The organism is Microlunatus aurantiacus, from assembly GCF_039536605.1.
GTDB lineage: Bacteria > Actinomycetota > Actinomycetes > Propionibacteriales > Propionibacteriaceae > Microlunatus > Microlunatus aurantiacus.
In genome coordinates, this window is record NZ_BAAAYX010000002.1 from 1,018,423 (window position 1) to 1,032,589 (window position 14,167).

General features: G+C 70.4%; 10 protein-coding genes. 9 read left to right on the top strand and 1 reads right to left on the bottom strand.

The features are described from left to right. The first annotated feature begins 24 nt into the window (after window positions 1-24). From aceB to ABD714_RS04875, 3 genes are read left to right on the top strand one after another with little or no spacing between them, the layout of a single operon-like run. On the top strand, window positions 25-1,623 hold the full coding sequence (aceB, locus tag ABD714_RS04865; protein ID WP_344811131.1) for a malate synthase A: 1,599 nt from the start codon (window positions 25-27) through the stop codon (window positions 1,621-1,623). Then, window positions 1,620-2,930: a DUF6986 family protein gene (locus tag ABD714_RS04870; protein WP_344811132.1), complete on the top strand. Its 1,311-nt coding sequence runs from the start codon at window positions 1,620-1,622 to the stop codon at window positions 2,928-2,930. The genes aceB and ABD714_RS04870 overlap by 4 nt, the downstream gene beginning before the upstream one ends. A 2-nt stretch (window positions 2,931-2,932) precedes the next feature. Continuing rightward, a complete protein-coding gene (locus ABD714_RS04875; RefSeq protein WP_344811133.1) occupies window positions 2,933-3,871 on the top strand; it encodes a bifunctional allantoicase/(S)-ureidoglycine aminohydrolase in 939 nt (312 codons plus the stop codon). Between the two features lie 168 nt (window positions 3,872-4,039). On the opposite strand, the gene ABD714_RS04880 is transcribed toward ABD714_RS04875, so the two are convergent. Further along, window positions 4,040-4,972, bottom strand: coding sequence for a phosphotransferase family protein (locus ABD714_RS04880; RefSeq protein WP_344811134.1), 933 nt, complete (start codon window positions 4,970-4,972; stop codon window positions 4,040-4,042). A 57-nt stretch (window positions 4,973-5,029) separates the two neighbouring features. Between ABD714_RS04880 and ABD714_RS04885 the strand changes: the two genes are divergently transcribed. The 6 genes from ABD714_RS04885 (at window position 5,030) to ABD714_RS04910 (ending at window position 14,157) form a co-directional block, all read left to right on the top strand. Further along, window positions 5,030-6,388: a serine hydrolase domain-containing protein gene (locus ABD714_RS04885; RefSeq protein WP_344811135.1), complete on the top strand. Its 1,359-nt coding sequence runs from the start codon at window positions 5,030-5,032 to the stop codon at window positions 6,386-6,388. Between the two features lie 151 nt (window positions 6,389-6,539). Then, window positions 6,540-6,863 (top strand): hydroxyisourate hydrolase, encoded by a 324-nt coding sequence (gene uraH, locus ABD714_RS04890; RefSeq protein ID WP_344811136.1) that lies wholly within the window; start codon window positions 6,540-6,542, stop codon window positions 6,861-6,863. 66 nt (window positions 6,864-6,929) lie between these two features. Continuing rightward, window positions 6,930-7,811, top strand: coding sequence for a factor-independent urate hydroxylase (gene pucL, locus ABD714_RS04895; protein WP_344811137.1), 882 nt, complete (start codon window positions 6,930-6,932; stop codon window positions 7,809-7,811). Window positions 7,812-7,822: 11 nt separating this feature from the next. Further along, a complete protein-coding gene (locus tag ABD714_RS04900; RefSeq protein ID WP_344811138.1) occupies window positions 7,823-9,343 on the top strand; it encodes a nucleobase:cation symporter-2 family protein in 1,521 nt (506 codons plus the stop codon). 204 nt (window positions 9,344-9,547) lie between these two features. Further along, on the top strand, window positions 9,548-12,253 hold the full coding sequence (aceE, locus tag ABD714_RS04905; protein WP_344811139.1) for a pyruvate dehydrogenase (acetyl-transferring), homodimeric type: 2,706 nt from the start codon (window positions 9,548-9,550) through the stop codon (window positions 12,251-12,253). Window positions 12,254-12,822: 569 nt separating this feature from the next. Beyond that, window positions 12,823-14,157, top strand: coding sequence for an SWIM zinc finger family protein (locus tag ABD714_RS04910; RefSeq protein WP_344811140.1), 1,335 nt, complete (start codon window positions 12,823-12,825; stop codon window positions 14,155-14,157). The last annotated feature ends 10 nt before the right edge of the window (window positions 14,158-14,167 follow it).

A 14,167-nucleotide genomic window follows, 5' to 3' on the forward strand; every position in this document is an offset into this window, starting at 1 on the left:
CGCACCACGACCACGAGAGACACCATGAGCATCGAGATCACCGACCGCCATCCCCTCGACCGGGCCGAGGAGATCCTCACCGACGAGGCCCTCGCCTTCTTGGAGAAGCTGCACCAGAACTTCGCCGGACGTCGCGACGAGCTGCTCGCGGCACGCGCCGGCAAGCGCGAGGCCGCCGCGGCCTCGAAGTCGCTGGACTTCCTGCCCGCGACCGCGGACGTCCGCGCCGGCGACTGGCAGGTCGCCCCGGCCCCGCCGGCGCTGCAGGACCGCCGGGTCGAGATGACCGGTCCGGCCAGCCCGGCCAAGATGGCGATCAACGCGCTCAACTCCGGCGCCAAGGTCTGGCTGGCCGATCTCGAGGACGCCAGCTCCCCGACCTGGGGCAACGTGGTCGACGCCATCCTCAACCTCCGCGACGCCGCCCGCGGGACGCTGTCATTCACCCAAGCGGACGGCAAGAAGTACGCGCTCCGCACCGACGCGCCGCTCGCCGTGGTGGTCGCCCGACCGCGCGGCTGGCACCTTCCCGAAGCGCACGTGATCGTCGACGGCTCCGTCGGTGTGGGTGCCCTGGTCGACTTCGGTCTGCACTTCTTCCACATCGCCCAGCAGCTCATCGACAACGGCCAGGGGCCGTACTACTACCTGCCCAAGATGGAGAGTCACCTCGAGGCCCGGCTGTGGAACGACGTCTTCACCTTCGCCGAGGCCGAGCTGGGGATCGCGTACGGGACCGTCCGCGCCACCGTGCTGATCGAGACCATCCCGGCGGCGTTCGAGATGGAGGAGATCCTCTACGAGCTGCGCGATCACGCGTCGGGTCTGAACGCCGGACGCTGGGACTACCTGTTCAGCATCATCAAGTACTTCCGCGACGCCGGCCCGGAGTTCGTCCTGGTGGACCGCGCCGACATCACCATGACAGCGCCCTTCATGCGCGCCTACACCGAGCTGCTGGTGAAGACCTGCCACAAGCGCGGTGCGTTCGCCATGGGCGGGATGGCCGCCTTCATCCCCAGCCGCAAGGACGCTGAGATCAACAAGGTGGCCTTCGCCAAGGTGAACGCCGACAAGACCCGCGAGGCCGGCGACGGCTTCGACGGCTCCTGGGTCGCCCACCCCGATCTGGTGCCCGTGTGCCGCGAGGTGTTCGACGGGGTACTCGGCGACAAGCCCAACCAGATCGACCGTCAGCGGCCCGAGGTCGAGGTCACCCCGGCGCAGCTGCTGGACGTCTCCTCGGCCACGGGCAGCAACACCGAGGTCGGGCTCCGCGGCAACCTCGAGGTCGCCGTCGCGTACACCGCGGTCTGGTTGTCCGGCAACGGCGCGGTGGGCATCCACAACCTGATGGAGGACGCCGCCACCGCCGAGATCTCTCGCTCCCAGGTGTGGCAGCAGATCCGCAACGAGGTCGTGCTGGCTGACACCGGTGAGACGGTGACAAAGGAGCTGGTCGCCCGGGTCCTCGACGAGGAGGTCGAGAAGCTGCGCAAGCAGGTTCCGGCCGAGCAGTTCGAGCGCTTCTACCTGCCGGCCAAGGACCTGATCGCCGATCAGGTGCTGTCGGACGACTTCACCGACTTCTTGACCCTGCCGGCGTACGAGCTGATCAAGTGAGCGTGCTGACCGCGTCGGGGGGGCCGCGCCTGGACGAGCAGGTGCTGGCCGACCTCGACGCCCGACTCGCCGACACCGACGCCTTCCTCGACCGGGCCTACCCGGGCGAGGACGGTCGGCGGCAGCCGGTGCACACCGTGTACGTACCGGCCGACCGTTACACCGTCGACCTGCCGCAGCGGTGGGGCGCCGAGGCGGCAGCCCTGGTGGCCGCGCAGGGTGGCTGGGCGGCCCTGTGCCGTACGGTCGGGGTCGCCGACCACCTGGTCGAGGCGGTAGCCGCCCGGGCCGAGGCCAAGCTGGCCGCCGAGCCGATCGAGGACCTGCGGCTGGACTTCGAGGACGGGTACGGGACCCGTGTCGACGAGGTCGAGGACACCGACGCGGTCGCGGTCGCCGGACGACTGGCCGACGCGTTGGCGGCCGGTGCAGCCCCGGCCTTCGTCGGGTTGCGCTTCAAGTGCTTCGAGGAGCCGACCCGGCGTCGCGGTGTGCGCACGCTGGATCTGTTCCTGAGCACGCTTCTGGACCGCACGGGCGCACTGCCCGACGGGTTGGTGATCACCTTCCCGAAGGTCAGCACGGTCAGTCAGGTCGAGGCGATGGTCGCCGCCTGCGAGGCGTACGAGACCGCGGCCGGGCTGCCGGCCGGTCGGCTGGGCTTCGAGATCCAGGTGGAGACGCCGCAGCTCATCCTCGGCGCGGACGGCACGGCTCCGGTCGCCGCCGCCCTGCACGCCGGTCAGGGGCGGGTCACCTCGCTGCACTACGGCACGTACGACTACAGCGCGTCCCTGCAGGTGTCGGCGGAGTACCAGTCGATGGAGCACCCGGTCGCCGACCACGCCAAGGACGTGATGCAGGCCGCGGTCGCCGGCACCGGCGTGCACCTGTCGGACGGCTCCACCAACATCCTCCCGGTCGGCTCCGACGACCAGATCCAGGCGGCGTGGGGACTGCACCACCGGCTGGTCCGGCGCTCGCTCGAGCGAGCCATCTACCAGGGCTGGGACCTGCACCCCGCCCAGCTGCCGACGCGCTTCATCGCCAACATCACCTTCTACCGTGAGGGTTTCGAGCGCGCGGCCGGCCGGCTGCACGCCTACCTGACCAAGGCGGGCGGCGGGGTCCTCGACGAACCGGCCACCGCCCGGGCGCTGGCCCGCTACCTCTACCGGGGCTTCGCCTGCGGGGCGGTCGGCGACGCCGAGCTGCTCGGCGCGGTCGGTCTGGATGCCGGCCGCCTGGAGCAGCTGGCCCGGCCGAAGTCCGACACCGAGAACGTGGCGGTCGCCGTCCGGTCCTGATCATGCTCGCCGGCCACGCCCGGCGGGTCTTCGCAGCCTCCACCACCTTCGAGAACCAAGGAAGTGATCTCGTGTCCAGCACCACGTCAGTCCCGGCCGACCTCGGATCGACCGCGAGCGGCTACTACGCGCCGTACGGAGGACACCCGCCGCAGACCGATCTGCTCACCGACCGGGCCATGTTCACCGAGTCTTACGCCGTCATCCCGCGGGGGGTGATGCGCGACATCGTCACCAGCTTCCTGCCGTTCTGGGAGGGCACCCGGTTGTGGGTCCTCGCCCGTCCGCTGTCCGGGTTCGCCGAGACGTTCTCGCAGTACATCGTCGAGGTCTCACCCGGCGGTGGCAGCGACCGGCCCGAGCAGGACGCCGGCGCCGAGGGCGTGCTGTTCGTGGTCGAGGGTCACCTGGAGCTCACCACCGACGGTGACCGGCACCGGCTGGAGCCGGGCAGCTACGCCTACCTGCCGCCGTCGACGGACTGGACGCTGCACAACACCTCCGAGGTGGCGGGCCGGTTCCACTGGATCCGCAAGACCTACCAGCGGGTCGACGGGCTGGACGTGCCACCGGTCCTGGTGCGGCACGAGCGCGACGTGGAGCCCGGCGTGATGCCCGGCACCGAGGGCCGGTGGTCGACCACGCGCTTCGTCGACCCGGCCGACCTGCGGCACGACATGCACGTCACGATCGTCAACTTCGAGCCGGGTGGGGTGATCCCGTTCGCCGAGACGCACGTGATGGAGCACGGCCTCTACGTGCTGGAGGGCAAGGCGGTCTACCGGCTCAACCAGGACTGGGTGGAGGTGCAGGAGGGCGACTTCATGTGGTTGCGCGCCTTCTGCCCTCAGGCCTGCTACGCCGGCGGACCCGGACGCTTCCGCTACCTGCTCTACAAGGACGTGAACCGGCACGCCGTGCTGTCACGACAGTTCGTGTAGCCCTCGCGCGCGGCCATGAGCGGAGCGCGGCTCTGCCTGGACGACCGAGTGAGCAGACACGCTCGTCGTCTGCGCGGGCGGGAGGGAGGCAGAGTCCTGAGCGCGCAGGGAACAGCGAGTGAGGAAGGAAGGCAGAGTCCTGAGCGCGCAGGGAACAGCGAGTGAGGACTAGCGGAGCCGCGCCGCTGCCGCGGCGACGAACGCGTCCAGGCCCGGCTCCTCCAGAGCGTGGTCGAACGACACGACGTTGGTCAGGTCCCAGTACGCGTGGTAGTCCCGGGTGCCGCTCAGCTCCTGCCAGTGGGTGAGGAACTCGTCGGCCCAGTCCTGACCGAGACGGATCGCGAGGTTCGCCCGGCAGTGGCCGATGTCCTCCTCGGGCGGACCGGCGCAGGCCGACACCCAGTCGACCACCCCGGTGAGTCGCTCGCCGGTCCACAGCAGGTTGCCCGGATGGAAGTCGCGGTGCAGGAAGACGCGCCGACTGGCCGGGACCGGCCCGTCCCACAGCGCGTACGCGGTCAGCCAGGCGTCGGGGTGGCGGCTCCAGGTGGGGGCGGTGCGGGCGTGCGGCGGATAGGGCGCCCAGTCCCCGAGCTCGGGTGACACCGGCGCCGCGTGGATCCGCACCGCCAGGGCCGCGAGCGCCCGCAGCCAGGCCGTCCGGTCCCAGGGTTGCCAGACCGGCGCGCCCGGCAGCGCGGTCATCAACGTCAGCGGCACCCCCAGCGCGCGCCCGTCCGGGTCGTGGGCCAGCAGCCGGGGGGCCGGCACCCCGAAGGTGTCTGTGCCGACCAGGCGCAGCGCGAGCGCCTCGTTGGCCGGGACGTCGGCCTCCTCGAGCACCCAGTCCAAAACGTAGCGCCGGAGCACCAGCCGGTCCTGCGGCGGGGTCGCCGTGGTGGTCAGCAGGTGCAGCGCCGACGACGTCCCGCCGAGCAGGGGGCGCTGGTCGACCACCCGCGCGCCCACGGTGTCCTCCACCCAGGTCACCGCCTCGGTCGGCAGCGGCGCGGTCAGGACCGCGCGGAGTCCCGGATCGAGCTCGTGGCCGTACAGGGCGAGCTCGTGACCGTGCAGGTCGTGCTCCTCGTCGCTCACCGGCCTCATTGTGTCCTGCGCAGGTGCCCCTCGGGGAGCGACTGGCAAGGTGATCCCATGACCCTCGCCGACGATGCCGACCTGACCGAGACCCTCGAGACCATCGACCGCTGGGTGGCCTACCGGGTCTGGCACAGCCGGCTACCCGGCGCTCAGGTGGCGATCGGGCGACACGGTCGGATCGAGCTCTCCCGGGCGTACGGCCTGGCCGACGTCGACCGGGCCATCCCGCTGCGGACCGACCACCTCTTCCGGATCGCGTCCCACTCCAAGACGTTCACCGCCACCGCGGTGCTCCGACTGGTCGAGCAGGACCGGCTCCGGCTGGAGGACCGGCTCGGGGACCTGGTCCCCGAGCTCGCCGACGACCCGATCGGCCGGGCCGTCGTCCGCGAGCTGCTCGAGCACACCAGCGGGGCCCTGCGCGACGGACTGGACGGCGACTTCTGGCAGGGGCAGCGGCCGTTCCCGGACCGGGTCGAGCTGCTGGACATGGCGCGCGTCCCGCCGAAGTCGGAGCCGGGGGAGCGGTTCTCCTACAGCAACCTGGGCTACGGCCTGCTCGGTCTGGTGATCGAGGCGGTCACCCGGACCTCGTACGTGGACGCGATGAGCGAGCTCGTCGTCGTGCCCCTGGGTCTGACCGCCACGTCCGCCTGCTACCGACCGGACCGGGCCGGCGACTACGCCACCGGCCACAGCGGGCTGCACACCGCGACCCGCCGCCGGCCGATCGCGTCGGTCGACACCGCGGCCCTCGATGCCGCCACGGGCTTCAGCTCCACCGCCGAGGATCTCGTCAGCTACTTCGGTGCCCACGCCTTCGGCGACGGGCGACTGCTCAGCGACCGCTCCAAGCGGCTGATGCAGCGGCGGGCCAACCTCTCCGACCAGCGGAAGCCCGAGGGGGCCTGGTACGGACTCGGGATGGCCGGGGAGAGCGTCGAGGATCACCGGATGACCGGGCACGGCGGCGGCTACCCCGGCCACTCGTCCCGCACGCTGCTGGACCCCGAGACCGGCCTGGTGGTGTCGGTGATGACCAACGCCATCGACGGTCCGGCCTCGTCCTTGGCGACCGGCATCCTGACCCTGCTCGACGACGCTCGCGAGCACCCGGCTGAGCCGACCGCCGACGGTCCGGCCCGACGGGGCCTGGGTCGCTGGGGCAACCTGTGGGCGGCCATCGACCTCGGCGTGGTGGGCGGTCGGGTACGACCCCTCCAGCTGCCGGGCTGGGACCCGCTGGAAGGGTCGGACGTGCTCGAGCCGACGGCGTACGGGTACCGGATCGTGGAGGGCAACGGCTACGGCTCCCTCGGCGAACGGGTCGTCGTGGGCGACGACGACGTGCTGCGCTACGGGAGCATGACGTACCGGCGTCTCGACGAGCTGCCGGGGCAGACCGAGGCCTGATCGCCGTCGACCCGGCGGGCTGCGGCGCCGTCTGCGGCCGTCACGGGACCGTCACCGAAACCTGGAACCGTTCCAGTTGACAACCGCCGAGGCGTGGCTCAGACTACGTATATCGGAAGTTCTATTCCACTTGATGGAAATGAGAGACGTCATGAGCTACGTGACCGCCCACGTCCTCGACGCCACCGCCGGCACCCCGGCCGCAGGTGTCACCATCACGCTGCTCGACGGCGACGCGGCGATCGCCACCGCGACCACCAACGGGGACGGGCGCGTCCCCGAGCTCGGGCCCGAGCTGCTCGAGGCCGGTGACTACCGGATCGAGTTCGGCACCGGGACCTACTTCGCCGGCCGCGGCCAGGCCACCTTCTACCCCCGGGTGGTGATCGACTTCACCGTCGTCGCCGGTCAGGCGCACTACCACGTGCCGCTGCTGCTCAGCCCGTTCGCGTACTCGACCTACCGCGGGTCCTGACCCGCCGCCGCGGACCTGGACCCGCGGCTCACGACACCCAGCCCAACAGACAAGGAAGTCATGATCATGAGCGACGTCGTGCTCACCCACAACCAGTACGGCAAGGCGGAGAACCGGGTCGTCCGGATCACCCGCGACAACCCCCGGCACGAGATCGAGGACCTGAACGTCACCTCGCAGCTGCGCGGTGACTTCGCCGCCGCGCACCTCGAGGGCGACAACAGCCACGTGGTCGCGACCGACACCCAGAAGAACACGATCTTCGCGTACGCCTTGGACGGGGTCGGCTCACCGGAGTCGTTCCTGCTCAGGCTGGCCGAGCACTTCACCGGCGACTTCGACTGGGTCACCGGTGGGCGCTGGGCTGCCGAGCAGTACACCTGGGCCCGGATCAACGACCATGATCACTCGTTCTACCGGACCAACGCCGAGACCCGGACCGCCGTCGTCGTCCGCGACGGCGAGACCGACACGGTGATCGCCGGCTTCCACGGTCTGACGGTCCTCAAGTCGACCGAGTCCGGCTTCGAGGGCTACCCGAAGGATCGCTACACGACGCTCAAGGAGACGAACGACCGGATCCTGGCGACCGACATCGCCACCCGGTGGCGCTACAACACCGGCGACGTGGACTACAACGCCGCCTACGCCGACATCAGGGCGATCATCCTGGACACCTTCACCCAGGGATACTCCGCGGCTCTGCAGCAGACCCTCTACCAGATGGCCGAGGCGGTGCTGGCCGCTCATCCCGAGGTCGACGAGATCAAGTTCTCCTGCCCGAACAAGCACCACTTCGTGGTGGACCTCTCCCCCTTCGGTCTGGAGAACCCCAACGAGGTCTTCTACGCCGCCGACCGCCCGTACGGTCTGATCGAGGCCACCGTCCAGCGTGCCGATGCCACCGACGCCAGTGCGGCGTGGGTCGGCGTCGCCGGATTCTGCTGAGCGGCGGGATCATGAGCGCAGCGGTCACGCCGGTCGCGTCGAAGCGACCCGAGGACGAGTTCCTGGGCGTCGGCAAGAGCCTGGGCTTCGGTGCCCAGCACGTCCTCACCATGTACGGCGGGATCATCGCCCCGCCCCTGATCGTCGGCGCCGCGGCCGGTGTCCCGGCGCCGGAGCTGGGTCTGCTGGTGGCCTGCTGCCTGTTCATCGGCGGGCTGGCCACTATCCTGCAGTCCGTCGGCATCCCGTGGTTCGGTTCGCAGCTGCCGTTGGTCCAGGGCACCTCGTTCGCCAGCGTCGCCACCCTGGTGGCGATCGCCACCCAGGGCGGCGGGATGCCGGCCGTGTTCGGGTCGGTGATGGGCTCGGCGCTGATCGGCTTGCTGATCACCCCGTTCTTCGCCCGGATCATCCGCTTCTTCCCGCCGGTGGTCACCGGGGTGGTGATCACCACCATCGGACTGTCGCTGATGCCGGTGGCGGCCAACTGGGCGATGGGGGGCAACAACAAGCTGGAGTCGTACGGCTCGGTGGCCAACATCACGCTGGCCGGTTTCACCCTGCTCGTGGTCCTGGTGCTCAGCCGGGCCAACGTGCCGGCCATCTCCCGGCTCTCGATCCTGCTGGCGATCGTGGTCGGCACCGTGGCCGCCACGGTGGTCGGGATGGCGAACTGGGGCAACGTGGGCAACGGCCCGGTCGTCGCGTTCCCCACGCCGTTCGCCTTCGGGACGCCGGTGTTCACCGTGGCCGGTGTGCTGTCCATGACCATCGTCGTGCTGGTGATCTTGACCGAGACCACCGCCGACATCCTGGCGGTCGGTGAGATCGTCGGCACCGACGTCGACCGGAAGCGGATCGGCAACGGTCTGCGGGCCGACATGGGCGCCTCGATCATCTCCCCGGTGTTCAACGGCTTCACCCAGAGCGCGTTCGCCCAGAACGTCGGTCTGGTCGCCATCACCGGGGTCAAGAGCCGGTTCGTGGTCACCGCCGGCGGAGTCATCCTGGTCGTCCTCGGGCTGCTGCCGATCCTGGGTCGGGTGGTCGCGGCGGTGCCGACCCCGGTCCTCGGCGGCGCCGGCATCGTGCTGTTCGGCACGGTCGCGGCCTCCGGCATCCGCACGCTGGCCAAGGTGGACTACAAGGGCAACATGAACCTGATCATCGTGGCGGCCTCCATCGGCGCCGGGCTGATCCCGATCGCCGCCCCGACGTTCTACGACGAGTTCCCGACGTGGTTCGGCACCATCTTCCACTCGGGCATCAGCTCGGCCGCCATCATGGCCGTCTTGTTGAACCTGTTCTTCAACCACCTCACCTTCGCCCGGCAGAAGCCCGGCTCGTCGGTCTTCGTGGCCGCCGACCGGTTCATCGACCTGAGCGACGTGAAGTCGTACGGGAACCTGCAGGAGGGCGACCGGATCGTCGACGGGCGGATCGTGGACGCCGACGGCAGACCAGTCCAGGTCCGCGACGACAACGGCTCGGTGGTCGACGTCAAGGTCGGTCGGAGCGACGGCGAGCACTGACCGGCACCGCCGGGCTCCCCGGCGGCCGGGCCGGATCCGGCCCGGTGCCCTCCCCGGGTGGGTTGCGGCCCCTGACGGACCCGCGACCGCAACCACTAGGCTCGACTCAGGTCACGACCGGGTCGCGGGCACCTGTCAGGTGCCCGGACCCGCGAAGGACTGCCCGTCACCCCGGGCCCACGAGAGGAAGGGAACGCACCACCGATGAGCGTGGACAACAGCAAGGACGTCGATCCGGAGGAGACCGCCGAGTGGCTGGAGTCCTACGAGGACCTGGTTAAGGCGCGCGGCCGTGACCGGGCTCGCCAGATCCTGGAGTCGCTGAACGACAAGGCCGGTGTCGCCGCCTCGTCGGGTTCCTCCCCCCTGGTCACCGACTACATCAACACCATCCCGGTGTCGGAGGAGCCGGAGTTCGCCGGGAACGAAGAGATCGAGCGCCGTTACCGCAGCCTGATCCGCTGGAACGCGGCCGTCCTGGTGCACAGGGCGCAGCGGTCCGACATCGGGGTCGGCGGTCACATCTCCACCTACGCCGGAGCGGCCACCCTCTACGAGGTCGGTCTGAACCACTTCTTCCGCGGTCCCGACCACCCCAGCGGTGGCGACCAGGTGTTCTTCCAGGGGCACGCCTCGCCGGGCATGTACGCCCGCGCCTACCTCGAGGGCCGGCTCACCGAGGAGGATCTCAACGGGTTCCGGCAGGAGAAGTCCAAGGCGCCGCACGGGTTGTCGTCGTACCCGCACCCGCGGCTGATGCCGGACTTCTGGCAGTTCCCGACGGTGTCGATGGGCATCGGCCCGATGAACGCGATCTACCAGGCGCAGTTCAACCGCTACCTGCGCAACCGCGGCATCAAGGACACCTCCGACCAGCACGTGTGGGCGTTCCTCGGTGACGGCGAGATGGACGAGCCCGAGTCGCGCGGTCTGCTGCAGCTGGCCGCCAACGACGGTCTGGACAACCTGACCTTCGTGATCAACTGCAACCTGCAGCGGCTGGACGGCCCGGTCCGCGGCAACGGCAAGATCGTCCAGGAGCTGGAGGCGTTCTTCCGAGGCGCCGGCTGGGACGTGATCAAGGTGCTGTGGGGCCGCGAGTGGGACCCGCTCTTCGCCGGCGACACCACCGGCGACCTGGTGCGGATCATGAACGAGACCCCGGACGGCGACTTCCAGACCTACAAGGGCGAGTCCGGCGGCTACATCCGGGACAACTTCTTCTCCAAGAGCACCGCCACCAAGCTCATGGTCAAGGACATGACCGACGACCAGATCTGGAACATGAAGCGCGGTGGGCACGACTACGCCAAGGTGTACGCCGCTTACCACGCCGCCACCGTGCGCAACGGTCGACCGACGGTCGTGCTGGCGCAGACGGTGAAGGGCTACGGGCTCGGGCACAACTTCGAGGCCCGCAACGCCACCCACCAGATGAAGAAGCTCAAGCAGGACGACCTCAAGACGTTCCGCGACCTGATGCACATCCCGGTCACCGACGAGCAGATCGAGTCGGACGCCTACGACGTGCCCTACTACCACCCGGGCGCGGACTCGGAGGAGATCCAGTACATGCTCGAGCGCCGCCGCAAGCTCGGCGGCTGGGTGCCCGAGCGGCGGAACAGCCCGAAGCAGGTGGCCCTGCCCGACACCAAGCTGTACGCGGTGGCGAAGAAGGGCTCCGGCAAGCAGATGGCGGCCACCACCATGGCCTTCGTCCGGCTGCTCCGCGACCTGATGCGGGACAAGGGCTTCGGCGAGCGGGTCGTGCCGATCATCCCCGACGAGGCGCGCACCTTCGGGATGGACTCGTTCTTCCCGTCGGCGATGATCTACAACCCCAAGGGCCAGAATTACACAGCTGTCGACCGCGAGCTGTTCCTGGCCTACAAGGAGTCCACCCACGGGCAGCTGCTGCACACCGGCATCAACGAGGCGGGCTCGATGGCCGCCTTCACCGCCGCCGGCACCAGCTACGCCACCCACGGCGAGCCGATGATCCCGGTCTACGTCTTCTACTCGATGTTCGGCTTCCAGCGCACCGGTGACGCGATGTGGGCCGCCATGGACCAGATGACCCGCGGGTTCATCATCGGCGCCACCGCCGGTCGCACCACGTTGACCGGTGAGGGACTGCAGCACGCCGACGGACACTCGCCGCTGCTCGCGTCGACCAACCCGGCGATGAAGATCTACGACCCGGCGTACGGGTACGAGATCGCCCACATCGTCGAGGCCGGGCTCGAGCAGATGTACGGCGCGGACTCCACCGATCGCAACTGGATGTACTACGTCACGGTCTACAACGAGCCGATCTCCCAGCCGGCCGAGCCGGAGGACGTCGACGTCGAGGGGATCCTCAAGGGCATCCACAAGGTCAGCAGCGGCGGTGACTCCGGCCCCAAGGTGCAGCTGCTCGGCTCCGGCGTCTCGCTGCCGTGGGTCCAGGAAGCCGCCATGATCCTCGGCTCGGAGTGGGGGGTGAGTGCCGACGTCTGGTCGGTCACCTCGTGGGTGGAGCTGCGTCGCGACGGCCTGGCCGCCGAGAAGCACAACTTCCTGCACCCCGACGAGCAGCCGCAGGTGCCGTACGTGACCCGTCGGTTCGCCGACGCCCAGGGGCCGGTGATCGCCTCGACCGACTACATGTCCGCGGTGCCGGACCAGATCCGGCAGTTCCTGCCGAACCGGTTCGCCACCCTGGGCGCCGACGACCACGGCTTCTCCGACACACGGGCGGCGGCGCGGCGCTACTTTCACATCGACGTGCACTCGATCGTCGTCCGGGCGCTGCAGGAGCTGGCGGCCACCGGGGACGTGCCGTCGAGCGCGCCCAAGGAGGCGGCCGAGAAGTACCGGCTGCTGGACGTGACCGCCGGTACCACCGGCAACGCGGGCGGCGAGTCGTAACGACGCACTGCTCTCGGACAGGTGCCCCGGCGGTCGACCGTCGGGGCATCGTCACGTTCCGGGGCAGAGAGCCCGTGGTGGGCGGGGCAGCGAGCCGGTGGTGGGTGGGGCGGGGGCGGGTGGATCGGATCCGACCGGCGAGCCAGGTCCGGCCGTACAGGCCCTGGCTTGGGTTGACCGGATGTCGCCGGGGAGTCAGATCTGGTCGTGGGGACGGGGCTTGGGTGGTCGGATGTCGCCGGGGAGTCAGATCTGGTCGTGGGGACGGGGTTCGGGTTGGCCGGATGTCGCCGGGGAGTCAGATCTGGTCGTGGGGACGGGGTTCGGGTTGGCCGGATGTCGCCGGGGAGTCAGATCCGGTCGTGGGGACGGGGCTCGGGTTGGCCGGATGTCGCCGGGGAGTCAGATCTGGTCGTGGGGACGGGGCTTGGGTTGGCCGGATGTCGCCGGGGAGTCAGATCCGGTCGTGGGGACGGGGCTCGGGTTGGTCGGATGTCGCCGGGGAGTCAGATCCGGCGGTACGGATGCAGATCCGCGGGGGCGTCAGTGGCGGTGTCTAGATTGTCGGCATGCAGACGGGGGCGGTGAGCGAGCCGACCAGGGTCGGCCGCGGCCTGCGCTGGCTCGACCTCGGTCGCTCGGAACGGGCTGCCTGGGGACGCTGTCAGGGGAGCGCGGCGACTCCGTACGAGACGGTGGTGGCCGCCGACCGGCCCGGCACGACCGCGTGCAGCTGCCCGAGCCGGAACCGTCCGTGCAAGCACGCGGCCGGGCTGGCGGACCTGGCGGCGGACGGCCAGATCGCTGTGGTCGAGGAACCCGACTGGGTGGCGCGGATCGTGGGGCGCCGGCCGTTCACCGACACCGCGACCGATCCGGCGGGGTCCGGTGGTCGCGGCGACGGTCCGGTCGATCCGGACGCGGCGGCCAGGCGCGCTGAGGCCCGGCGGGAGAAGGTGTCCGGCGGGCTGACCGAGCTGCAGCTGTGGCTCGGCGATCAGGTGAGGACCGGGCTGGCCGGGCTGCCCCGCGCGGGCTACGGGCACTTCGACGCCATCGCCGCCCGGATGGTCGACGCCCAGGCACCCGCGGTCGCTGCCACGCTCCGGGCGCTGCCGGCCGACCTGGTCACGGCGGACTGGCCGGCTCGAGCCCTGCACGCCCTGGGCGGACTGCACCTGCTGGCACGCGCTCACCAGCAGCTGGACGACCTCCCGGACGAGCTGGCGGCGACCGTCCGCTCCCGGGTGGGCTACCCGGTGAGCAAGGACGCGGTGCGGAACCGACCGGGGGTGACCGACCGGTGGTGGGCCCTGGCGGCCGTCGACACCGTGGAGTACCAGCTGACCACCCGCCGGGTCTGGCTGCGAGGGCTCGACACCGGTCGCTGGGCTCTCTGGCTCACCGTGGCGCCGCCGGGGCGCGACCTGGATCTCAGCGTCCGCCCGGGTCGCACGTACGCGTGCACCGCCCACTTCTATCCCGGGTCGGGCCAGCACCGAGCGCTGATCGAGCCGCCGCTGCCGGACCCGGACGAGCCGCCAGCATCGGACCGGACGACCGGCGAGATCGTCGCGACGCGGTCATGGGGCGGGGACGACCTGGCGACGGTCGGCGTACAGCTGGCCGACCTGCTGGCCGCCGACCCGTGGGCGACCCGGCTCCCGGTGGTGGTCGCCGGCGTCCCGGTGCCGCCGGCGAGCGGCGACGCCTGGCGACTCCGGGATCTGTCGGGCCGCACGGTGCCGCTGGTCGACGGTGACGGTGATCCGTGGCCGCTGGTCGCGCAGGCGGGTGGACAGCCGCTGCAGGTGATGGGGGAGTACGACGGTCGCCGGCTGCTCCCGCTGGCCGTCCTCCCGGACGCCGGGGGACGCCGGTACAGCACGGTGCTCCACGGATGACACCGGACGG

Coding starts and splice junctions, on each gene's coding strand:
- aceB (WP_344811131.1), top strand. CDS start 25: ATGAGCATCGAGATCACCGACCGCCATCCCCTCGACCGGGCCGAGGAG.
- ABD714_RS04875 (WP_344811133.1), top strand. CDS start 2,933: ATGCTCGCCGGCCACGCCCGGCGGGTCTTCGCAGCCTCCACCACCTTC.
- ABD714_RS04885 (WP_344811135.1), top strand. CDS start 5,030: ATGACCCTCGCCGACGATGCCGACCTGACCGAGACCCTCGAGACCATC.
- uraH (WP_344811136.1), top strand. CDS start 6,540: ATGAGCTACGTGACCGCCCACGTCCTCGACGCCACCGCCGGCACCCCG.
- pucL (WP_344811137.1), top strand. CDS start 6,930: ATGAGCGACGTCGTGCTCACCCACAACCAGTACGGCAAGGCGGAGAAC.
- ABD714_RS04900 (WP_344811138.1), top strand. CDS start 7,823: ATGAGCGCAGCGGTCACGCCGGTCGCGTCGAAGCGACCCGAGGACGAG.
- aceE (WP_344811139.1), top strand. CDS start 9,548: ATGAGCGTGGACAACAGCAAGGACGTCGATCCGGAGGAGACCGCCGAG.
- ABD714_RS04910 (WP_344811140.1), top strand. CDS start 12,823: ATGCAGACGGGGGCGGTGAGCGAGCCGACCAGGGTCGGCCGCGGCCTG.